The following is a 22,631-nucleotide window of genomic DNA, read 5'->3' on the forward strand; positions in this document are numbered from 1 at the left end:
TTATTTAATTAAAAGCAATCTTTTAATTCTTTTTTTAAATTGGATTTTTTTTCTTTTTATATATTTTTTAAAACTATACTTATAACCGCCAATATCTAAAAACTTTCCAGCTGAAAAATTTATCCAGATTTCATGGGAAACAAAATCATTAGAGGAATGTTCTATTAAATTATTCCTTTTTTTCAAATAAACATCTGAAGTTTTTCTCCTTTTCATTTTTGTCGCAGGAAAAGAAAAAATAGGGGCAAATAATCCAAAATCTTTTTGAACGCATAAATCATCATAATCAAAATGTCGGGAAACTTTAAAAATCTTAATTGGATTATTGATTACTAAATTTATTCCGGGATGATGTAATGCCAGCCAACTGTAATAAATTAAAATTGGAGGTAAAAAATAATCTTTCTTTAAAACATATATAGTCTCAAATGATTCAGTTTCGTTATTGCTAAAAGTAACGGCGACATCAAAATAATTTAAAATATAGTTTTGAATTATTTCTTTATTTTTTTTTGATGGTATCAAAAAAACTGAATGATCTAATTTAGGTCTGTCATTTAAATGATTATAATTTATCCATCTTTCGGGGTAATAATCTTTATCATTAAGTTCTAAACTCTTTAATCCGTCAAAATTTTTAAACGGTCTGATGATTTTTGAATCACTTTTTTCTCCCAGCCAGGCTGACCACCATGAAAAAGTAGAATTACTAATGATAAAGTCATCACATAATGTTCCTAAACACAATTGTTCTGCCTCATTTAATCCATCTCCGAAAAAGACATTTTCCAGGAATGAAAAATGAAATTTACAATATTTAATATCATCACTTAAAACAATTAAATTACAGGACTGCCAATCCGGAAAAAATCGCACTAAACTATTTAAATAAAAAGCTATTGGTAATTGAAGATAATCCGGATGATTTACAAAATCTCCTCTTCTAATTGAAATTAGAATTGTACGTTTCGTAAAAGCGTGCTGATATAATTTTTTAATGCGGTCAATTAAAGAATCTGAAAACTCAAAATAAAATTTTGTCAATGCTTTATCAAAATATTTCTCAGTTTGCAGCCATCCTGAAATATCATAGTTTGCTGTTCCTAATTCTCTATTATAAAAATTATATTCTTTTTCTTCAACCGGTATAAAATTCAACAAATCTGCCTCTAAAAGAGGTAATTCATTTTTAAAGTAGTGTTGGTACTTCCAGTGTAAAAAAAAGTAATCCTGTTTGCTTTCAATAGCCAATCCGACAGTTGAAGCAATTTGAAAAAGCTGATTTCCCAGATTTCCTTTTTTACCGAGTTTACTATATGTAATCATTTGTAAAAATATTCACTACTTATTTTCGTATTATTTATTGAAAAAGTCTTTTAATATAGTAGCTGTAAAAATTCTGGCACCTGCATTATTCATGTGTCCGCAGGAGGAAAAATATTTATCATCAACAACTACATTTTCGTAATTGTGAATTTCCGGATAGGTTTTTTTTACCTTTTCAAAGTAATTCATTCCTTTTACATTCTCGCACATTGGAGTCATTACCGCAATAAAATTAATATTATTTGCTTTGCAGACAGCCTTAATTTCCTCATAATATTTATTATGCGGCAATGGATTTAAATTGACGATATTATTCTTCATATTTCCATTTTTGTGCTTTTCAAGCGGATAATAGCCTAAATTATCAAGTGCATTAGTTCGTTCGTGAATTAACGTTTTAAACGCTTCTCTAATTCCAATTTTTGAATCTAATTTAATATACCTGTAAAACGGTATATAATACAATTCATTAAAATCTTTAAGAGATGAAAAATGATTTTTTATAATTTCTGAATTATGTATATACGGTAAAAAACTGGCTGATATACCTTCCGACTGATTTTCGTTAGACAAATTCAAATCGGCTTCAAGAATTACATTTTTTATTTGATATTTTCTTTCTATCATTAATTTTAATAGTAAAGATGCTTCAAATAAATGTCCGCCGCTCATTCCGTAATTAAATGTTTTCAATCCTTTGTCTTGAAACATTGGAGCGACAAAATGATTTTGAGCCCTCGATGAGCCTAAAATAACGACATCATAATTTTGAGCTTTAGAGTTCATAACTGTTTCAATTTTTCCACGATTTTTAGATTGAAAAAAAATAAACGTATAAAGTCCGTCCAGCACAACTGCCACTAAAGCTGTTAGTAAAATAATTTTGACTGTATAAATTAAAAAGCGCTTCATTAAAATTGAAAATATATAAATTCCTTATAATCAGAAAAAGTTCCAAAAGCGAGTATGGCAGCTATTGCCAGTACTATTTTCACAATATTTCCTTTACCGGAAAGAGGTTCTGTTTTGGTACGGTTATGCCATTCAACTAAAACAAATAATCCGATCAAAAGAATTAATTCATAATTATAGCGTTCATTATCCAGATATTGAGAACTAAATTCCTGGTTAACCACTATTCGCTTTAAATATAAAACAGCATCTGTTATCGTTTTTGCCCTGAAAAATACCCAGGCAATACAGGTGATACAAAAAGTGAGAAGAATGCTGAATAGTACTTTGACAGAATCAAAATTCCATTTTAATTTTATTACATCCATATTATTTCTATTCTTGTCAGACAAAAGCAATGGAAGAAAGTACACGGCATTTATAAATCCCCAGGCAACATACGTCCAGTTTGCGCCATGCCAAAATCCGCTTACAACAAAGATTATAAAAGTATTTCTAACCTTCATCCAAAGTCCGCCCTTGCTTCCTCCTAAAGGGATATACAAATAATCTCGGAACCAGGAAGAAAGGGAAATATGCCAACGGCGCCAGAATTCAGCAATATCTCTTGAAAAATAAGGATAATTGAAGTTTCGCAATAAATCCAATCCAAACAATTTTGAAACTCCCAAAGCAATATCTGAATATCCTGAAAAGTCTCCATAAATTTGAAATGCAAAATAAATTGCTCCGAGTATTAATGAAAAAGAATTCATTGTAGTGTAATGATCAAAAATAGCATTGGCATAAGTTGCACAAGTATCTGCGATCACAATTTTTTTAACCAGTCCCCAAATAATTTGGCAGACACCATCTTTAGCAGTCTGAAAACTAAATTCCCGTTTTACTTTTACCTGAGGTAATAAATGTGTTGCTCTCTCAATTGGACCTGCAACTAAGAGCGGAAAGTAGCTTACAAATAGGGAATAATCAACAAAGTTATATTCGGCTTTTATGCGTTTATAATAAATATCGATAACATACGATAATCCGTGGAAAGTGTAAAATGAAATCCCAACCGGAAGAATAACATTTAATAAAATTGGACTCGCCTTTACTCCTGCTGAATTTAAAAGTTCTGAAAAAGAAGAAGCAAAGAAGTTATAATATTTGAAAATTGCCAGAAATCCTAAATTAACAGAAATGCTCAGCCAAAACCAAAATTTCCGGTTTCTTTCAGACTTTCCTTTTTCAATTTGAATTCCGGTATAATAATCCAGAAAAGTGGAGAAAACCAGTAAAAACAGAAATCTCCAGTCCCAACAGGAATAGAAGTAATAGCTGGCAATAATTAATAAAGCATTCTGGGTGCTTTTGTTTTTATTAAAAACAAACCAGTACAATAAAAAAACGATTGGCAAAAAAACAGCAAATGCTATTGAATTAAAAAACATATTAATTTATCGTTTTACTATTGAATCAATACTATCCCAAATTTTCTCAGATGCCATAGTTGGATTTTTTCCGGCAACAATTGCATACCATTTTTTACCATCCGGAACATTTGATAATTTTTTATCTAAGATTTGCTTTACCTGATTTTCCAGATTTATTTTACTGGTGCAAAATACTGCCGCTTCCGGACTGGGCATACTTCTAAAATGAACATATTTGTAATTTTGACCTATATCTCTGATGCCTTTTTTTAATTGTGGCTGTTCGTAATTAAAATAAATACACGGTTTATCATGTGCAACAAAATCGAATACAGTTGAAGAACACACATTTGTTACCAATTCTGAATGCGCACAAACATTATGCAATAAGGCAAGATCTTCTTTGGTTGGCAAAATTTCGTTCCAGTTTTTTCCTCCCGGTTTCCATAATGGCTCTATTACTGCTATAACATCCTGATAAGAATTAAGGATCGTTTCATAACGTGTTGTGGTATCTACAGGACATTTACGATAAATAATACCTACATTTTCGCCTTTTGCATTTAAGTTTCGTACCGTAATCGCTAAATCTTCAAGATAATATTGATCGAGAGGAGATGTTGTTTCATCATCTCCGGAGAAACAAATGTATCTTTTCGAGCTGTCTAAATTATTTTCATTAAAAAAGACTTCTCTGCTTTTAAACAGACTGCTATCATAATGCGGTTCAAATTGCGGAGTTCCCGTTACAAAAACCTGAGATGCTGTTACAAAAGGGTAATATTTCAGGATTTCTTCCTTCATTAAATCGCTCCAGACAAAATAGTAATCGGCTTCGACCACTTGCATGGCTTTGGGAACATTGTCCCAGGAATATACAAAGGCAACTACTGGAATATTAAGATCTTTAGCTGCTAATAGTGCGCTAATCGATTGCGTTGCGCGTTGTGTGGTGCAGAAAATTAAATCAGGCTTGTTCTCTTCTAATTGTTTTTTGCAATATTGATATTTTGTGGTCGAACGTTCGAGCGCATTAATGCGTTTTCTTATTCTTAAAATTCCTTTTTCTGAAGAATTAAAACCAATTAATAGCTTGATGAATAAGGTGGTTAAAATATTTTTTAAACCGGTATAATTAAAAGGGAATTTATAGGTTTCATAGACCTTATCGTTAAATTTTTTCTGAGAAACATTGAGTTCTGTATGTTTTCTGATTCTGGAATAAATAGGCGTTAAAGGATGTGTTTTATGATTTTCAATTTTCAACTCATCATAACCTAACTGATCTTTTAAAGAAAAAACAGTATTATTCCAATACACGATTTGGTACTCTTTTTCTTCTCCAATTTCTTTGAAACCTGTAAAAGCAAAATTACGCAGTCCCACCCCATCCGGCAGAAAAATAAATATCTTTTTTTTCATTTTTTTTATTAAAAACAATGTTTACAAAACTGTAAAACAGCATTCAGTATTAGATTTTTTTATTCTTTAATTTATCTCTTTGAACTTGTTCAATAGGAAGAATGTCTGAATTTTTAAATTTTAAAGCCTGATAAACCGCATTTAAATCACGGGAAAGTTTGCGTAAACCCATTGGTTCTAAAGATGCCGCATGATCTGTGCCTTTCCATGTTCTGTCGATTGTGTAGTGTCTTTCGATAATATGAGCTCCTAAAGTGTAAGCGGCAATATCAACAGCTATACCCAAATGATGTCCTGAAAAACCAATATGTTTTACTTTGCCTTCATATTTTTGTTTTAACAAATTGATGTCAAGTAAGCAAACATCTTCAAAAGGTACAGGATATCCAGAAGTACAATTGTATAATACCAGATCTTTGTTTCTTCCTTTTTCGGTAAAATAAGCAACTAAAATATCGGTTTCATCTTTTGTTGTCATTCCGGTTGAAATGTGAATTTCTCCGGAATAATTTTCGCATAGCCATCCTAACATATCAAAATTATTGTTGCATGCAGAAGGAATTTTAATAAACTCCGGATTTAACGACGTAATTTCTTTTGCCGATGTAGTATCCCAAACAGAGGTAGAATATGTAATTCCTATTTCTTCACAGTATTCTTTTAATTGGCGATGCTGATCTACGTCAAACTCCAAATATTCTCTATGTTCTCCATAGGTATCCCCGTATGAATTTGAGGCATTTGGATGCGGTGCATAATATTGTTCCTCTGTTAAAAGTTCTTTATTATTACGTTTCTGAAATTTAACAGCATGTGCACTTCCAAAGATTTTAGCAATTTTAATTAATTCTTTGGCGATTGCCATTTCACCTTTATGATTGCAGCCAATTTCAGCAATAACATAAGGTTTTTTATAATTTTTCATAACGTTTATTGTATTTTAATAAAATTTCACACGTTTCTCTTATTGCCCCGTCTCCGGAAGCATTTGTTAAGATGTAATCAGCATTTGCTTTTACAGTATCAGTTGCATCTGAAGGAGTAAATGACCAGCCTACGCTGCAAATATTTGCTAAATCGTTTACATCGTCACCTACGTACGCAACGGCGCCAAAACTACTATTTCTCTCTAAAAGAAATTGCGTTAAAAAGGAAAACTTATCTTTAACCCCCAAAAAAGTGTGCGTTATCTGCAATTTTTTCATACGTTGTGCCACTAAATCAGAATTTTCTGAAGTCAGGACAATAACCTCAACATTGTTTTGTCTGATTATTTCTAATCCCATTCCGTCGCGCATGTCAAATTTTTTCGCCATTTCGCCTTCTACATTATAGTAAACACAGCCATCTGTAAAAACACCATCAACGTCTAATACCAAATATTCGATTCGCTGATGTATTTTCTTTTTTTTCTGACGATCCGCCAGCAGATTTTCTATAATTTCCCAATCAGACAAACTGTCGATTTCAACGAGAGATTCTTCATTCATTTTTACCAGTCCTATTGTGCCGCTTACTCTGTTTTTTGAACTTAAAAAAGCTTCTTTTGTAGTGGTATAAACTGCTCCGTTTTCGATCAGTAAACCTTCGAAATCCTGACGTCTTGGTCTATTGAAAACATCATAATTTTGCGGCGTCCCATCACTATTCCAGGTAAAACGATGTGTATTTACAACCGTTAATGCAGAAGTTTTGTTATGGATAAGAATTTCATTTAATGATGCGTTTATATCTTCCGAAGCGGTCATCGGTGAAGTTGCCTGTAACAAGCACAATAAATCAAAATCATTTTTTACACTTTCGGCAAATTCCAGCAAAGCACTTTCTGTAGAAGCGGTATCTGATGCATTTTGATCATTACGCAAAAGTGCCTTAACCTTTGGTGTCCAGTGATATTCTTTCTTTACAAAATCAATTATATCCTGATCATCCGTAAATACATAAACTTCATCTAATTCTGAAAAAATAGCAGCAGTCAAAACCCATGAAAATAGCGGACGCCCTAACATTTTTTTCTTGTTTTTTCCAACGATTCCTTTAGAGCCTTTACGAAGCGGAATAATTCCTGTTTTTTTCATTGCAAATTATATTATCAATTTATAAAGAAATGTTTTTATTTCCAGTATTCTTAAAATTATTTGTTATGCTATAATTTAATCTAATTTTTATTTCCCCCAATAGATTTGTACAATTCTACGATCTTAAGTCTGTTACTTTCTCTGTCATATTTTTCTTTTACAGAAATAATATTAAAGGAAAAAGCTTTTTCGATCCTACCAGGATTTAGGATTGCTTTTTTTAGCAGCTCTTCAATGTGTTCCTGATTTAATGCATCCTGGATGAGTAATCCGTTTTGTTCATCGTCTATTAATTCTGCTGTTGCATTTCCCGGATTAGACTGAATAGGAAAAGCTCCCATACCCATTGCTTCAATTAAAGAATTGGGTAATCCGTCTGATAAGCTATTGCCGATGTAAATGTAACTTTGTCCCATTATTTTCATCAGTTCATTATTTTCGACAAACTCTGATCTGAGGTATACCTTAATAATAACATTCACAAACCGACTGTTATTTTTTATATAATCTTTAATTTCCTGATCAGCTCCAAAAACAACAATTTCATAGTCTTTGATCAGGAATAAAATCTCACTTGTCAAGGCTTTTATGATAGTAATGCCTTTGCCTATTTTATTATTATACCCTTTTATTAAAATTGTTTTTCGGGAGGAAACGGGAAGAATTAATTCACTTTTAAATTCCAGACCTCCATTACCCGGATAAACTCCCGAAAATATATTGTTGAAACCTTTTTCTATAGCAATTTTGTAATCTCTAAAACAATCTGTAATTAAAAAATCAACTCTTTTTAATGTTTTTTGCATTAAAAAATTAGAAATTCCTATTTTTTCCGGATAAAACATATCGCTTCCCCAGGACGAATAGGCCCATTTTATAGCAGAGTGCTTCTCCATCACTTCCAAAATGGGCAGGCAGGAAATTTGCATTTCAAAGCTATGCACTAAATCGGGTTGAATTTCGATCAATTTTTGCTCAAAAATTCTTGCTGTATTTCTATCATTAAATTGCTCAATGAAACTATGAAGGCTTGGGAATTTACTTTTAATATAAAAGCGTCCCGGATAATCCCATCGTAATTTCCATCCCACAATTTGATTGACCCAACTTATTCTTGCCGCTTTTTGTTTACTGTCTAAAATATCAAACCAATAGACTTCATTTCCTGCTTCTTCCAGCTGTTCTACCCACTTAAAAAAATGTTGCGAAGCCATTGAAACCATTAGAATTTTCATAACTATAATTTAATTTTTAAATTAATAGTTTGTCCCTGAACTGAATATTCATACTCATAAGGTTGGTTTCGTAAGGAAGAAATTATAGTGAGTAAAACAGCATCGTTTACTGCATCTAATGATAGAAATTGATAGTATTTTTTGCCTGTTATTTTTTTAACCTCATTTTTAAAACTTTTATACCACAAATGCTTTACTATGGTAACATCTATTACGACATCTTTTAAATTTATCAGTGTTCCAGATAAAAATGCTTCAATATCATTTTTGTCATTGGTAATGGAGAACGTGTAGGCCGGAGCATGCAAACAGGAGTATGTCTCCTGTAATGGTAATATTCCCCAATCTAAATGCGTATTTGCCTCAATTGCTTTATTAATTTGCATTTGCTGAATATACTTATGATTTATCTTTTCCAGCTGACGGTGAAAAGGCTCCTGACTGCTTTTTGTTCTGTAGGACTTGGGATGCCATTGGTGTAAAATAAATAGTTCATCGGTATAAAAATTAACCCTGACATTTTTATTATGTAAACGAAAGTGTACATCTGTATCTTCTGCTCCCCAGCCATGATAAAACTCATCGTATCCATTTATGCTTTTTAGTAAAGTTGCAGGATACAATGTCATTCCGGTTGCATCTTTACCCGAAAGATGATTGATTTTATATTCGTGAAAAGATTTCTTTTCTGTTGATTCTTTCTGATCTAAAAAACCGACCTGAAAATAAGTAATTTCATTTTGATTTTTAAGCTGATCTAATTTTTCGATGAAGTTTTGATGAAAAATCATATCGATATCACCAACAAAAAAATAATCAGAAGAACATTGCTGCAAAGCAATATTTACTGCCCGCGATTTGTTCCAGAGTTGTTTTTTTACCGCACAGGAAATAAGTTGTACAAAAGGGTAATTAAGCGTTAATTTAATTAAAGAAGAGGCATAGGAATCTTCGCTTCCAAAGTCTACCAGAACAACCTTAAAGGATGTATTAGATTGGTTTTTTAAAGAATTCAAACAATTTTCAACTATTTGTAAATCTCTATTCCTGTATGTTATTGCAATTGTTATCATTTTAAAAACAATCTATTATTTCTTTACAAAAATTTGCTCCTTGACACAACTTAATGATCCCATTTTATTTAAATAACAACTTCTGGTAGTTATCATTAAATTTTTTAATTTGAAAATTGGAGTGCGCATATAAATAGGCATTACCGGATATTTTTTTAATTTTTTCTTTATTATCTATTAACGTCAAAATAGTATTGGTAAAACTTTTTACAATTGTTTCATCATCATCGTCATCATAAATTACTATTCCGTTTTCTCCATTTATAATGTGCTCACTTATTCCGCCCACGTTTGTTGTTACTGGTATTACACCGTATGCCATTGACTCCATGATAACCATTGGAAATCCTTCTCTGCTGGACGTAATTAATAGAAAAGTCATATTCTTGTAAACTGCTCTCAGAGCATCTCTATTGGTTATCTCTCCTAAAAACACAACTGCTGCTGCATCAATACTTTTTTTATTGCTTTTCATTCCTGTACCTAACATTTGAAACTCGACATTAGGAAAAATCGAGATTACATTTTTTGCAATTTGAAGAAATAATTCAGGTCTTTTTTCATGCGCCCAACGTCCAACAAAGCCAATTTTAATTTTATCAATATCCTTAGAACAAAATTCATAATTACTCATTTCGATCCCATTCTCAATCTTTACGATTCTTTCCTCATATTTTGAATTAATCCTATTTGATTTATACTGATTGAGTAGATCTAGTTTTGTTTTTTCATTTATAACTACCCTGTAATCCAGATATTCAACATAACTAATGCTATCATCCTCAATACCCGGATCTGGAAATGAAAAAGCATGAATTAAATCTATTTTTTTAATTTTTTGATTTAGAAAGGGTAATAATTCATAAAAAAAAGTTGCGTTTGATGCAAAAATCGTTTCAAGGTGATGATTTTTATTAAGTGATTTAATTATTTTTCTTTTTAAAATTTCAATAAGAAACTTATTTTTTTTGGAGATAATTTTATTTATCGAAATTATCTCTGAATGTTGCTGAAAACTTGCTAAAAAGTTTGTTGTATTGGAGTTTTGTGTAAAAAGCACACAACTTCTCTTTCCCTGAACTGCTTTAACTATATTTAAGTGAACTCTTTCTGCACCGCCGGTATGATAAACCGGAAAAAAGAACACAATATTAGATTTTGCTATTTTTCTGTTTTCAAAAAAACAGAATAAGAGTAAATAATATAGCGTACTAAAAAGGTTTACTGTTTTTCTTGCATTTTTTTTGAATCTTTTTTTCACACCTGTTTCTTTAACAAACTCATTTACATATAATTATATTTTTTTTAAAAGCATTTTGCAGTTATTTTAATTCAAAAAGCTTTCTTTAAGGAATGTAAATACAATTTGGTCAAAGATAATTTTCCTTTCTCTTTTTTTAACAACTGAATGAATAATTTAAAGGCTTCTTTTAATTTTTTATCCCGATTATAAGCTAAAAATAAGCCACATTCTTTTTCAAAAATACATTTCGATATAATTTCTGTATGTTTATTGAAATGAACATCGCTTAAGATATTTTTTCTAATATTCAAATCATCACTATACCAGTCTTTCAGCTTGTATGATATGCCTATATTTTTCCTGTAAACTGCGGTAATATCTTCTATATAATGTATTTTGCCTCCATCTTTTATAGTCCACAGATAAGTTGGCCAATCTCCATAAGAGTATTGCTCAAGCCATTGAGGAAGCGGCTCATTAAATTGTATATTTCTGAAAAGTACTGTAACTGAAAAAATGAAATTAGAATAAATCAAGTCTTTAAATTCATTGTAATATAAATTGTCGGGAGCAGAAAAAACATCTAAATCACCATTTGGATATAAGAATTTCAAAGCAGTGTGAACAATTGAATAATCTAAATTATTTTCTAAAAAATCAACCTGCTTTTGAAGTTTTAAAGGATCAATCCAGTAATCATCACCATCGCATATTGCAATGTATCTTCCATCACATTCTTTTATCGTACGTATATAATTTGCGATGAGCCCGATATTCTTTTCAGGACTTGGCAGTAATTTTATTTTATTACCATAATTACCGGCAAATTTTTCGCATACAGCTCTGGTTCTGTCAGAGCTACAATCTTCTCCTATAACCAATTGAAATGAAAAATTTGTTTTTTGATTCAGAATGCTTTCAATCGTCTGGGCAATATAGTGTTCCTGATTGTAGGTAAGTATAAAAATACTAACCATAATATTGCTGTTGTTATATGCTTCTTTCTCCTTTATCATTAAATCGTTCTATATCTATTTTTAATACCATTAAAGAAAAGCTAAAGCCTATCTGAAATAAATTTAAACTTGATGAATCTTTCAAATAGTTTTTTAGCAATTGATAAAACTCCCATTTTTAGTACTATTTTCTTAAAGAAAAAACCCAGTTTGTATGTATTTGAATCTTTGCACACACCGAGTTTGAATTTATAATTCAAACTTGATTTATAAAATCTTGAGATCAGAACAACAGATAATTTATTATATTCTTCATTGCTAAGTATGGTACCAAAATGTTCAATTGCTTTTATAAAATCAGGGAATAGATTTTCATTTCTAGTCATGCTTTTTTGATTTCTTCTATAAAAAGCCAAAAAATCATTATTAAAAAGGATTTTATTTGTTTTTTGAAACAGGCTCACCCACATTACCCAATCTTCTTTTGCTTTTAAATTTTCAGGAAATCTAAAATTATTAAAAAGCGAAGACTCAAAAAAGCCACAATGAATTGGTATCGTAAATAAGTCGTCCCATTGATATAAAACCGATTCTAAATTAAAAAGACCCGGATTTAAATTACAATAAGGACCTGAAGGAGTATTAATATCTTCATCAAACATCTTAAAGTTTGAGATAACGATCTTTAAATCTTTATTTTCTAATAAATTAAAAGACTTTAGAGCATTTTCCAGCTTTAGTTTATCTAAATAATCATCGGAATCTAAAAATTGAATATAATCTCCTTTTATACGATCTAGTCCAAAATTTCTTGCATTGCTTAGCCCGCCATTTTGTTTATGATAATACTTAAATCTATTATCCAGTCTGCACCATCTTTTAGCAACTTCGTCAGTATAATCAGTACTTCCATCATTAACTATAATGCATTCCCAATTACTGTATGATTGATTTAAAACAGACTGCAATGCGTCATCCAGATATTGAGCCTGATTGAAGCAAGGTATAATAATGGAGACCAATTCCTTACTCATCGCGTGTAGCTAAATAATTATATTTTAAGCCACTGAGATATTTCCTGATCGGCATTTTTAATGTGCAATGGCTAAAATTATTTATCATTGTTTTTAAAGCCTCCAGATACAATTTCTCTTTTAATGCCAATCTGAATTTTTTAATATAAAAGTCATTTAAGACATTATATTGTTTTGTCCATACGTTTTTATTTCCTAAATAATTATGAATAGAAATAATTTGAAATATGTGTGTATTATAATAATCAAATTTACTTAAGTTAGACATTACGCCTCCCTCATGAATTCTATATGCTGAAAATAATTCTGTTGATCTGTATGATTTTAATTTACTCGTTTGCATGAGAATAACATACAAAAACCAATCTCCAAATGTTACTCGCTTAAAACTATCCGGAAATTGAAGTACAACATTTCTAAACATTACAGTGCATGTTATAATATTATTGTGAGTCAGGAAATCTTTTAAAGTAAATGTGTCATCAACATTTCCTTTTAGGATTGGTTTTTCATTACTTTTAAAATCATTTGTCAGCTCAATGGCATTGCCACTATGAATTACAAAATCCTGATTTGCATTCAAAAAATCAACTTGTTTTTGAAGTTTTAAAGGATCAGTCCAGTAGTCATCACCCTCGCATAATGCGATATAAGTTCCTGAACATTTATTAAGGGCAAAAATAAAATTAGGCATCATTTTTAAATTATTATCCTGCCTGAAATATTTAATCCATGATTTTTTAGGATGATTTGCTAAAATTTCCTGAACTATTACATCTGTCTTATCAGGAGAACAATCATTGGAAATAATCAGCTCTACTTCAAAATTACAATCTTGCATCAAAACTCCCTCAATAGCCTTCCGAATATAATTTTCGTGACTATAAGTAATCATACAAACACTAACAAGAGGTTTTTTTTTCATCTCATTTTCTGTCTTAAAGATCCTATGCCAACTAATGATAAAAAAAGCTTTACCCAGATATCCGCTTTCATTTTTCTTCTGAAAACGGTCCAGCTGCAATATTTAAAGACTTCTAAAATTAATACATTCTGCAGCAACTTTAAAGCATCTGAATATTTTGCAGCTACAAAAGCGGTATTTATTAATCCTCTATTCGTGTTACAGATAGAATCTGACAACCAAATTCTGTTCAAATTATTTCGTTCTACGAAAGTTTTTCTGGAAAAATAGGTATCTTTTAATGCAAATATGTATTTATCTATTTGTTTGGGATGACTGGCACTTCCTTCAAGTATTCTGTATACCGCAGTTACTTCGTTTAAGAAATACAGCTTTGAAATATATACCGTTTCGAGAATAATTCGTGTATCGCCTATTACTTTTCCTTCCAGTTCTTTTTTTAGTGTCTGAATTACTTGTTCCAGAATTGTTTTTCTAAAAACGGTAGTGGCAAATTCAACAAATTTACTTTTTAACATTTCTGGAATCACATCCTTCTGACTTTGTACAAATCTAGCCTGAATGTCAATAAGTTGTCCTGATTTTTGAATGTATTGTTTTATATTAGAATATACGAGTCCAACGTCCTGATTTTGTTCGAGTATATCGACTTGTTTCTGGAGTTTGTTTTCAGTGATCCAATAATCATCTCCTTCACACATTGCAATATATTTTCCGGTGCATTGTTCCAGAGCAAAAAACAAATTAGGCATTATACCCAAATTTTTATCTTGATTGAAATATTTAATCCAGGATTTTCGAGGATGATTTTCTAAAACATCCTGAATGATCAAATGTGTTTTATCCGGAGAACAGTCATTAGAAATAATCAATTCTACATCAAAATCACATTCTTGCATTAAAATACTTTCTATAGCTTCACGAATATAATTCTCGTGACCATACGTAATCATACAAACACTTACGGTTAGATTTTGATTCATTTTTAAAATTGCAGTGGCTCTAATTGCTTAATAATTTTACCCGGTATTCCTACAACTAAAGAATTATCAGGAATATCTTTAGTTACTACAGCTCCGACACCAACAATAACATTTTTACCAATATTTAAATCAGGTAAAATTGTGGCATTTGCACCTATTTGACAATAGTCGCCTACTTTACATCTTCCTAAAATAGTTGCTCCTGGTGATAATTCAACAAAATCACCAATGACACAATCATGTGTAATAATAGAATTATAATATAAAATAGCCCCTACACCAATTTTTACACTATTCGAAATTGTAGCACCTGATAAGATATTGCTTCCTGTGCCAATAAAAACATCATAATTTCCAATATTTGATTCACTAATTGTAGAAGTAAAAACACCACCTAAAACAATAAATCTATCATATATTATTTTTCTTAAAACTGGATTTCCAATTCCTATCGTAAATCTATTGTCAGTTGTTGTAAAGTATGATAATGCCTCTTGGGTAGTTTTTAGAATAGAAAACTGATCAAATAAATTACCTTTTACCTCCGCATTGACATCATCATAAAAAACCAAATTGTCTAGTTGATTTAATTGATGAAGTATCTCTAACACTTCTTTAGCAAAACCTTTTGCGCCTACAATTAACATATTATACTGTTGATTATTGTAATTATTTTAAAAAGTTCTTCTTCTTTTAATCCTATATATAAAGGTAAACAGATAATTCTGGATGCAATGCTTTCAGAAATTGGCATATCACATCCATTTACATACTTAATAGTATTCAACGAAGGATAGAAATAACGTCGTGGAAAAATTTCATTTTCATTTAATAGTTTTTGAGTTTGAAGTAATTGTGCTTCAGTTTCAAAAATCAAAGGATAATAACTGTAGTTCCAGTTTGTATTTTCTCTTATCTTAACAGACTGTATTTTTGAAAAATCAAGATTATCATTATAAAAATTAACCACTCGTTTTCTTTCATCAATTATTTTATCCATATAAGGAAAAACAGCTAATCCCATTGCCGCCTGTAGTTCAGACATTTTACCATTAATTCCTAAGCCGTGAAAATCCAGCGGGCCATTATGTCCAAAATTATGAGAATAAAACAATTGATGTTTCAAATCTAAATCACTAGTAAACATAGCGCCACCTTCTCCGGTATGAAACAACTTTGTTGCATGAAAGCTACACGTACTTATATCTCCAAAATCAAAAATAGATTGCTCATTAAACTTTACTCCAAAACAATGGGCAGCATCGTAAATGACCTTTAAATTATATTTTTTTGCAATAGACTCGATCGCAATAACATTACATGGGTTGCCAAAAACGTGAGTTGCTAATATAGCCGTAGTTTTGGGTGTGATTGCTGCTTCTATTTTAGTTTCATCAATGGTTAAATATTCTGGATGTATATCTACAAAAACAGGTGTACACTTTTCCCAAATTATTGCAGCTGTAGTAGCCACATAGCTAAATGGTGTGGTTATTATTTCTCCATTATTACCTAATAATTTTAAAGCAATTTGTAAAGGTACTGTACCATTATTAGTAACAATTATATTTGAGACTTCTAAGTGTTTTTTTAATTTTTCTTCAAGCTCTAAAACAAGTTCTCCCCTGTTGGTGAGCCACTCATTGTCCCAAGCCCGCTTTATCTGCTTGTTGTATTCTTCTAAAGGAGGAAGAAAGGTTTTGGTTACGTTAATCATTTTCATCATGCGTAAAAATCATTCATTTTTTTCAAAAAAGAATTTCTTCCACACTGTGAAATTGTAAAATCTCTAATATAAGCAGAATCAAACTTTAGTTCATTATTTTTTATTTTTACTAAAGCATCTGAAATAGCCTGGTAATCTCCGATATCAACTTTCACTCCTGTTTTGTCACTTACACCATCCTCAACTCCTCCGCTTTTTGTTACTATAACCGGAACCCCGCATAGCATAGCTTCTCTTACAGCAACTCCAAAAGTTTCAGCAATACTAGTTGATATGAATACATTTGCAGTATTTAAAACCTCAGAAATTTCATTTCTAGACAGATATGGTATTAAAATGCATTTTGCATATACATTATATTTTTTTGCTAAATTTTCAAAAACAATAGTGTTTGCATTATTGAGATCATCAAATGAATCATTTCCTATTACTACTATTTCTATATCAGCATTATATACCTTAGAAAAACGCTCAATACTCTTAAAAAAAGTATCCATATCTTTAATAAAACTTGGATAGGATATAGTTATAATTCTAAATTTTAAATCCGATTTTGCTGGCTTCATTTGTATCTTATTTTCATCTATAAAATTCCAAATGACGTAAGGATCACAATTGATTGAATTCATTAAAATGCATCTTTTCTGATGATTACTAACAGCACCTACCTTATTTGCACCCTGTAAAGAATTTATCATAAGCTGCTGTTTAAATTTTGAATAGCGATGTAATAAAAATACTTGATGTTCAATAATTAGATATGGAATTTTAAATACGTTGCCTAAATGACTAGCAATAATGCCTCCGTCTACAGTACATTGTGCATGTATTATATCAGGCTTCCAGCCATCTTCTATAAGTTCTGTAAAAGCACTAGTGTACTGCAAACAAATTTCCTCATGAATTCTTTCTTCATTCCATTTGTATAATTTTAATATAGAAAATGAAAATGCCTCTGGCTTCTGAACTAAATAGTTTGTTTGAAGCATAGGCTCTTTTGAAGAAAAAATATTTTTTACTCTTTGCTTAAAATAATTAATATAACCAATGCCTGTAACATTTCCGTATAAAACTTTAATATCATATCCATTATTTGACAAAAATGCTGCTTGTTCTTGAAAAAAAGATCCTACAATATCATTTTTCACGTTAGGATACCAGGAAGGAATAATTAATATTTTCTTCTTCATATATCTTTCTTAAATGCAATTGCATCATTATCTAAAATTATGAGATTATAATTATTCTCAAATAATAAATTTTGGCATTCTACAAATTGTGCCATATTTGTAATACCTTGACGCATACCATGCTCAAACGAAATTATTCGAGGAGCAATTTGATTAAAATCAATCATTTTAATAATTTCAAAATCATATCCCTCAGTATCAATTTGTAAGAGGTCTATTTTTTTTATAGAATATTTATCTATTAATTTATTAAAAGAAATACACTTTACTATTTCTTCAACAATATCACATTCCGGTATATTTCCAAGCTTATGATGATCTTTATTAAATGATGGTGTACCTTTTGTCCAGATTGGATAATCTTTTTTGTGAGGATCTACTCTATACAACTTCATTTCACTTTGATCTTTATGTATTGCAAAATTTAAAAGCTTTACATTAGGATGATTTTTATAATTTTTCTCTAATTGCTTAAAAATATCAGGAATTGGCTCTATTGCAATACCACTAACCTTTTCTTTAGTTACCAGATTATAAATGGGATCAAAACTAATTCCATCATTTGCTCCAATTTGAACAAAGAAAAAATCGTCATGTAATGTTTTATAGAAAAGTTGGGAAAGGGGAGAAAATTCATTTTTTAATCTAAAATGACTATTGTAAAATGATCTTCTTAATAAAATTAGTCCAAGCTTATTTAAAACTTTATTTATCATTATTTTATATTTAGTTATTTTTTATCCAATTTATTTGCAATATCGGAGAAACGATGCCCCCCCAACCTTTATTATATTTATTACCTCTTCTTAAATTATCGTCAATTACATTAAATGATAAAATTTCATTTACATATAAATACTGCTCAAAATTTCCTGTTTCATCTACAATAGAAACGTCAATATTATGAAATCCTGGATTTAATAAATATTTAGGTATCACAAACTCTATTTTGTACTCTCCAGGACAGCGTATTTGTTCATCTTTATAAAAACTTGTCGCAACAAATGCTAAAACAGATTCTCTAAATATGGAAATTGTAATTGAATATGATTTGTTTATGACACTTGTAAAAGTTGTTGACAAAATCAAATCTATACCATTAGTAATTAGTGCATCAGCGTTTACTATTTTAGTGTCTGATATTTTACAATTCTCGCCTTTATATTCATTAGAATTGTATAATCTTTCATCTGATTTTTCATTAATTAAATATTGAGTAATTGCCTCATCTATATTACCTTCAAAGGTCATTTTACCATGTTCTAGTACAATTCCTCTAGTACATAAACTCTTAACTGCTGCCATATTATGACTTACAAATAACACAGTTCTGCCCTGGCCCTTCGAAATATCCTTCATTTTACCTATTGCTTTTTTCTGAAATTCAGCATCTCCAACTGCTAAAACCTCATCAATTACTAAAATTTCAGGTTCTAAAAAAGCAGCTACAGCAAATGCCAATCGAACCGTCATTCCTGAGCTATATCTTTTTACTGGTGTATCTATATACCGTTCGCAGCCAGAGAATTCTATAATTTCATCAAGTTTAGAAGCTATTTCTTTTTTGGTCATTCCGAGAATAGCACCATTTAAGAAAATATTTTCTCGTCCTGTCATTTCTCCGTTAAAACCCGTACCAACTTCTAAAAGTGAAGCAATACGACCACGAGATTTAATACTTCCTGTTGTTGGAGCTGTAACTTTTGAAAGTATTTTTAAAAGCGTTGATTTTCCTGCACCATTTTTACCAATAATACCAAGAACTTCTCCGCGCTCAACCTCAAAATTGATATCCTGTAAAGCCCAAACATAATCAGAGTTTCCTTTGGTAGAACGATCATTTGTTTCACCAATTTTCAGATATGGATTTTCTTTACCTCTGATCTTATACCACCAACGGTTGATATCATGACTCAAAGTTCCTGTACCTACTTGACCTAAACGGTATTGTTTAGAAATGTTTTCAGCTTTTAATATTATATCTTTTTTCAATTGTAAATGGTAAATATAAAAATGGTAAAATTAGATGAAATACCGATTTTTCGGTAATTGAGTTTAAACGGTATCAATAAAACTTTTTTCGGTTTTATTAAAAACCAAAAGACCAATAAAAAATACTGCAATAGTTACAATCAATGTATATGATAATCCTAAAAATGAGACTTTTCCAACGTTTAAAAGCATATAACGGGCTGTTTCTATTATATAAGCCAACGGATTATATTCAACCAACCACCCATAACTTGGTAATTTATCCTTGATTAATTCCATCGGATACATTACTGCAGACAGGTACATTAATAATTGTATCCCAAAACCTATTAAATGACTAAAGTCACGATATTTAGTTACCATTGCCGAAATAAGCATTCCTAACCCTAACCCTAAAATTCCCATTATAACAATCAAAATAGGAAAAAATAAAATCAGACCGTTTAAACCTAAATTTGCTCCTTGAAAATAATAGAAAATATAAAAGCCAATAAAAATCAAAAATTGAATTCCGAATTTTACCAAATTAGAGATCACAACAGATAATGGGGTAATAATTCTGGGAAAATATACTTTTCCAAATATTGCAGCATTAGCTTTAAATGTGTCTGAAGTTCCCGTTAAACAGGCAGTGAAATAATTCCACACTGTTATTCCGGCCAAATTAAACAAAAATGGAGGAACAGTACCGGTATCAATACCGGCAACATTATTAAATATGATAGTAAAAGTTACTGAAGTAAACAGAGGCTGAATCAAGTACCAAAGTGGTCCTAAAACGGTTTGCTTATAGACAGTAATTACATCTCGTTTTACAAAAAGCAGCAATAAATCTCTATATTGCCAAACTTCTTTTAGATTTAGAGAGAAGAATTTATTTTTAGGTGTTATTTCAAACAACCAATCATTTGGGGTATTATTGTCGTTCATTTTATTTAAACTATTTAACCGAAATAGTTTCTAAGTATAAAGTTGTTCTATATCTAATTAACCAGATTTTTATTCGCTTAAAAATTATCTAAAAAGCAAAAAGGCGTTTTATAAAAAAACACCTTTTTAATATCATTTGAATCCAAAATTCAATTTATCATAAGAAACTACTTATCTAAAACTTCAAAAGCAGAATTCATGCTTTTAAATTCAGGAACTATTTTTTTCATTTTAGTTACAATATCGTCGTTATCGTAGAAATCTGCGATACCTATAAGTTCGTCAATTTCAATATGCAAATTTTCGTATTCATCCTGAATTTCCTGAGCAATCATGATTTTATTATGATATGTAGGTAACGTTTTAGAAGTATCGTTTAATAATTCTTCATATAATTTTTCCCCGGGTCTTAGTCCAACGATTTTAATTTTAATCTCTTTATCCGGAATAAAACCTGCCAACTTGATCATTTTTTTTGCCAAATCAATTATTTTAACTGGTTTACCCATATCAAAAATATAAATTTCGCCACCATTACCCATTGCGCCAGCTTCCAAAACTAGTTGACAAGCTTCCGGAATTGTCATAAAATAACGAATAATATCCTGATGTGTTATCGTCACAGGACCTCCTTCAGCAATCTGTTTTGTAAACAAAGGCACAACAGATCCGTTTGAACCTAAAACATTTCCAAAACGAGTTGTAATAAATTTGGTTGCTCCTTCAATATTTTCTCTTTGATTTTTCAAAAATAAAGATTGCACATATTTTTCTGCTATACGTTTACTGGCGCCCATAACATTACTAGGGTTTACAGCCTTATCTGTAGATACCATAACAAATTTTTTCACACGATACTTACAAGATAAATCCGCAAGATTCTTTGTCCCTTTAATATTGGTCTGAATAGCTTGAGATGGGTTCTCTTCCATCAGCGGCACATGTTTGTAAGCCGCAGCATGAAAAACAACATGCGGGTTATAATTTTTAAAAACTTTTTCCAAAGCTTTTTTACTTCTTACATCAGCAATCACAGCTACAATCTTTGATTCAGAACCTAATGTTAAGGTTTCTAAACATAGGTTATGGAGAGGTGTTTCAGCATGGTCTAGAATAATAACCACTTTAGGATTAAATCCTAATACCTGTCTAACAATTTCACTTCCTATTGATCCGGCTGCACCAGTAATAAGAATCGTTTTATCCTTTAATTGTTTCGAAATTGATTTACTATCCAGAACTATAGGTTTTCTTTCTAATAGATCCTCAATCTGAATGTTTTTTACTTTTTGAGATATTTCTTTTTGATTCTCCCAATCTGAAATCAATGGAACAGTATATACTCTATAATTGAATTCTAAGCATTGATCAACTATAATTAATTGCTCTTCTTTAGACAAACTTTTATCAGCTATAATAACACCTTCTGCAGCTACAGAACGCATTAGGGCAGGCAATTTTTTTCTTAAAATCAGAATTGGTAAATCTAACATTCGTTTAGATGCATTCTGATTGTTTTTATCTACAAAACCAACAATTTTAAATCGCGAAGGTGTTTCAAATTTTAAAGCATTTGCTACTGAAATAGCATTAGCATCAGTTCCGTAAATTACTGTTCTGATTAACTTAGAATTTGTTTTCTCTGAAAAGTATAATTCAAAAGTTTGTTTTACTATAACACGATACAAAAACAAACCGCAAAATGATAAAACTAAATTTATAAAAAGTGCTGTGTTCAAAAATGCCTTGTGTCCTGTATACAATTCAAAAACTAAATTGAAAAATAAAAAAAACACCAAGACTGACATTTGAGAAAATAACAATTTAATTGCATCTATGTAAGACGAATGTCTTATAATTCCGGAATAAGTTCTAAAAAGCCAAAAGAAAAATACATTTACAACAATTAAACTAGCGACAAAATAAAACTGATGAGAAGTTATAATATACCCCAATGCTGTTCCTTCAAACAACATATAAGTAAATGTAAACGAAAAAATAAGTACCATTACATCTATAGCAATGATAATCCACCTAGGTAAATAGCTAAGATTGTTTATACTGCTTCGCAAATTTCTTGGTGAGAAAAAATTATGTAACAAAGAGGCTATTTTGGTTTGTTTATCTGTATCCAATTTTGTTTAGTTTAATTTTGTAAACTTTGTATGACTTACAAAAATACAAATTAAAG

Annotated in this window: 20 protein-coding genes; all 20 read right to left on the minus strand. The window is 30.4% G+C overall.

Annotated elements, in window-relative coordinates; translation table 11 throughout:
- The 20 genes from ACQY44_RS15810 to ACQY44_RS15905 all read right to left on the minus strand — a co-directional run bounded on the left by ACQY44_RS15810 (position 1) and on the right by ACQY44_RS15905 (position 22,575).
- Positions 1 to 1,326: an alpha-1,2-fucosyltransferase gene (locus ACQY44_RS15810; protein ID WP_428231295.1), complete on the minus strand. Its 1,326-nt coding sequence runs from the start codon at positions 1,324 to 1,326 to the stop codon at positions 1 to 3.
- A gap of 30 nt (positions 1,327 to 1,356) precedes the next feature.
- Positions 1,357 to 2,238, minus strand: coding sequence for a hypothetical protein (locus ACQY44_RS15815; protein ID WP_428231296.1), 882 nt, complete (start codon positions 2,236 to 2,238; stop codon positions 1,357 to 1,359).
- Positions 2,238 to 3,671 (minus strand): MBOAT family O-acyltransferase, encoded by a 1,434-nt coding sequence (locus ACQY44_RS15820; protein WP_428231297.1) that lies wholly within the window; start codon positions 3,669 to 3,671, stop codon positions 2,238 to 2,240. Before ACQY44_RS15820 ends, ACQY44_RS15815 begins: the two co-directional genes overlap by 1 nt.
- 6 nt (positions 3,672 to 3,677) lie before the next feature.
- The gene (locus ACQY44_RS15825) at positions 3,678 to 5,075 is read right to left on the minus strand and encodes a UDP-glycosyltransferase (RefSeq protein ID WP_428231298.1); all 1,398 of its coding nucleotides are present in this window, start codon (positions 5,073 to 5,075) and stop codon (positions 3,678 to 3,680) included.
- A 49-nt stretch (positions 5,076 to 5,124) separates the two neighbouring features.
- The gene (locus ACQY44_RS15830) at positions 5,125 to 6,000 is read right to left on the minus strand and encodes an N-acetylneuraminate synthase family protein (RefSeq protein WP_428231299.1); all 876 of its coding nucleotides are present in this window, start codon (positions 5,998 to 6,000) and stop codon (positions 5,125 to 5,127) included.
- Complete coding sequence (locus ACQY44_RS15835) at positions 5,987 to 7,153, minus strand: cytidylyltransferase domain-containing protein (protein ID WP_428231300.1); 1,167 nt, start codon at positions 7,151 to 7,153, stop codon at positions 5,987 to 5,989. The genes ACQY44_RS15830 and ACQY44_RS15835 overlap by 14 nt, the downstream gene beginning before the upstream one ends.
- A gap of 80 nt (positions 7,154 to 7,233) precedes the next feature.
- Complete coding sequence (locus tag ACQY44_RS15840; RefSeq protein ID WP_428231301.1) at positions 7,234 to 8,388, minus strand: glycosyltransferase; 1,155 nt, start codon at positions 8,386 to 8,388, stop codon at positions 7,234 to 7,236.
- Positions 8,389 to 8,390: 2 nt separating this feature from the next.
- Positions 8,391 to 9,461, minus strand: a complete 1,071-nt coding sequence (locus tag ACQY44_RS15845; RefSeq protein WP_428231302.1) for a glycosyltransferase family 2 protein — start codon at positions 9,459 to 9,461, stop codon at positions 8,391 to 8,393.
- Between the two features lie 64 nt (positions 9,462 to 9,525).
- Positions 9,526 to 10,722, minus strand: a complete 1,197-nt coding sequence (locus ACQY44_RS15850; protein ID WP_428231303.1) for a glycosyltransferase family 4 protein — start codon at positions 10,720 to 10,722, stop codon at positions 9,526 to 9,528.
- A 71-nt stretch (positions 10,723 to 10,793) separates the two neighbouring features.
- Entirely contained in the window at positions 10,794 to 11,720 is a 927-nt protein-coding gene (locus ACQY44_RS15855; protein ID WP_428231304.1) for a glycosyltransferase, read from the minus strand.
- Positions 11,721 to 11,761: 41 nt separating this feature from the next.
- A complete protein-coding gene (locus tag ACQY44_RS15860) occupies positions 11,762 to 12,694 on the minus strand; it encodes a glycosyltransferase family 2 protein (RefSeq protein ID WP_428231305.1) in 933 nt (310 codons plus the stop codon).
- Positions 12,687 to 13,619, minus strand: a complete 933-nt coding sequence (locus ACQY44_RS15865) for a glycosyltransferase family 2 protein (protein ID WP_428231306.1) — start codon at positions 13,617 to 13,619, stop codon at positions 12,687 to 12,689. Before ACQY44_RS15865 ends, ACQY44_RS15860 begins: the two co-directional genes overlap by 8 nt.
- Entirely contained in the window at positions 13,616 to 14,602 is a 987-nt protein-coding gene (locus ACQY44_RS15870) for a glycosyltransferase (protein ID WP_428231307.1), read from the minus strand. The genes ACQY44_RS15865 and ACQY44_RS15870 overlap by 4 nt, the downstream gene beginning before the upstream one ends.
- Positions 14,603 to 14,604: 2 nt before the next feature.
- A complete protein-coding gene (locus ACQY44_RS15875; protein WP_428231308.1) occupies positions 14,605 to 15,249 on the minus strand; it encodes an acetyltransferase in 645 nt (214 codons plus the stop codon).
- On the minus strand, positions 15,243 to 16,319 hold the full coding sequence (locus tag ACQY44_RS15880; RefSeq protein ID WP_428231309.1) for a DegT/DnrJ/EryC1/StrS family aminotransferase: 1,077 nt from the start codon (positions 16,317 to 16,319) through the stop codon (positions 15,243 to 15,245). The genes ACQY44_RS15875 and ACQY44_RS15880 overlap by 7 nt, the downstream gene beginning before the upstream one ends.
- A gap of 5 nt (positions 16,320 to 16,324) precedes the next feature.
- Entirely contained in the window at positions 16,325 to 17,518 is a 1,194-nt protein-coding gene (locus tag ACQY44_RS15885; RefSeq protein WP_428231310.1) for a glycosyltransferase, read from the minus strand.
- Positions 17,515 to 18,234, minus strand: a complete 720-nt coding sequence (locus tag ACQY44_RS15890; protein ID WP_428231311.1) for an FkbM family methyltransferase — start codon at positions 18,232 to 18,234, stop codon at positions 17,515 to 17,517. Before ACQY44_RS15890 ends, ACQY44_RS15885 begins: the two co-directional genes overlap by 4 nt.
- Positions 18,235 to 18,244: 10 nt before the next feature.
- Positions 18,245 to 19,510, minus strand: a complete 1,266-nt coding sequence (locus ACQY44_RS15895; protein WP_428231312.1) for a polysaccharide ABC transporter ATP-binding protein — start codon at positions 19,508 to 19,510, stop codon at positions 18,245 to 18,247.
- Between the two features lie 63 nt (positions 19,511 to 19,573).
- Positions 19,574 to 20,440 (minus strand): ABC transporter permease, encoded by an 867-nt coding sequence (locus tag ACQY44_RS15900; RefSeq protein WP_428231313.1) that lies wholly within the window; start codon positions 20,438 to 20,440, stop codon positions 19,574 to 19,576.
- 167 nt (positions 20,441 to 20,607) lie between these two features.
- Entirely contained in the window at positions 20,608 to 22,575 is a 1,968-nt protein-coding gene (locus ACQY44_RS15905) for a polysaccharide biosynthesis protein (protein ID WP_428231314.1), read from the minus strand.
- Positions 22,576 to 22,631: the final 56 nt, after the last annotated feature.

The sequence above is a fragment of the Flavobacterium sp. genome (genome assembly GCF_965277525.1).
In the GTDB taxonomy this organism is placed as follows: Bacteria; Bacteroidota; Bacteroidia; order Flavobacteriales; family Flavobacteriaceae; genus Flavobacterium.

Bases quoted from the DNA above. Each gene is read 5' to 3' on its own strand.
- ACQY44_RS15810 (WP_428231295.1), bottom strand. From the start codon at position 1,326: ATGATTACATATAGTAAACTCGGTAAAAAAGGAAATCTGGGAAATCAG.
- ACQY44_RS15815 (WP_428231296.1), bottom strand. From the start codon at position 2,238: ATGAAGCGCTTTTTAATTTATACAGTCAAAATTATTTTACTAACAGCT.
- ACQY44_RS15820 (WP_428231297.1), bottom strand. From the start codon at position 3,671: ATGTTTTTTAATTCAATAGCATTTGCTGTTTTTTTGCCAATCGTTTTT.
- ACQY44_RS15825 (WP_428231298.1), bottom strand. From the start codon at position 5,075: ATGAAAAAAAAGATATTTATTTTTCTGCCGGATGGGGTGGGACTGCGT.
- ACQY44_RS15830 (WP_428231299.1), bottom strand. From the start codon at position 6,000: ATGAAAAATTATAAAAAACCTTATGTTATTGCTGAAATTGGCTGCAAT.
- ACQY44_RS15835 (WP_428231300.1), bottom strand. From the start codon at position 7,153: ATGAAAAAAACAGGAATTATTCCGCTTCGTAAAGGCTCTAAAGGAATC.
- ACQY44_RS15840 (WP_428231301.1), bottom strand. From the start codon at position 8,388: ATGAAAATTCTAATGGTTTCAATGGCTTCGCAACATTTTTTTAAGTGG.
- ACQY44_RS15845 (WP_428231302.1), bottom strand. From the start codon at position 9,461: ATGATAACAATTGCAATAACATACAGGAATAGAGATTTACAAATAGTT.
- ACQY44_RS15855 (WP_428231304.1), bottom strand. From the start codon at position 11,720: ATGATAAAGGAGAAAGAAGCATATAACAACAGCAATATTATGGTTAGT.
- ACQY44_RS15860 (WP_428231305.1), bottom strand. From the start codon at position 12,694: ATGAGTAAGGAATTGGTCTCCATTATTATACCTTGCTTCAATCAGGCT.
- ACQY44_RS15865 (WP_428231306.1), bottom strand. From the start codon at position 13,619: ATGAAAAAAAAACCTCTTGTTAGTGTTTGTATGATTACTTATAGTCAC.
- ACQY44_RS15870 (WP_428231307.1), bottom strand. From the start codon at position 14,602: ATGAATCAAAATCTAACCGTAAGTGTTTGTATGATTACGTATGGTCAC.
- ACQY44_RS15875 (WP_428231308.1), bottom strand. From the start codon at position 15,249: ATGTTAATTGTAGGCGCAAAAGGTTTTGCTAAAGAAGTGTTAGAGATA.
- ACQY44_RS15880 (WP_428231309.1), bottom strand. From the start codon at position 16,319: ATGATTAACGTAACCAAAACCTTTCTTCCTCCTTTAGAAGAATACAAC.
- ACQY44_RS15885 (WP_428231310.1), bottom strand. From the start codon at position 17,518: ATGAAGAAGAAAATATTAATTATTCCTTCCTGGTATCCTAACGTGAAA.
- ACQY44_RS15890 (WP_428231311.1), bottom strand. From the start codon at position 18,234: ATGATAAATAAAGTTTTAAATAAGCTTGGACTAATTTTATTAAGAAGA.
- ACQY44_RS15900 (WP_428231313.1), bottom strand. From the start codon at position 20,440: ATGAACGACAATAATACCCCAAATGATTGGTTGTTTGAAATAACACCT.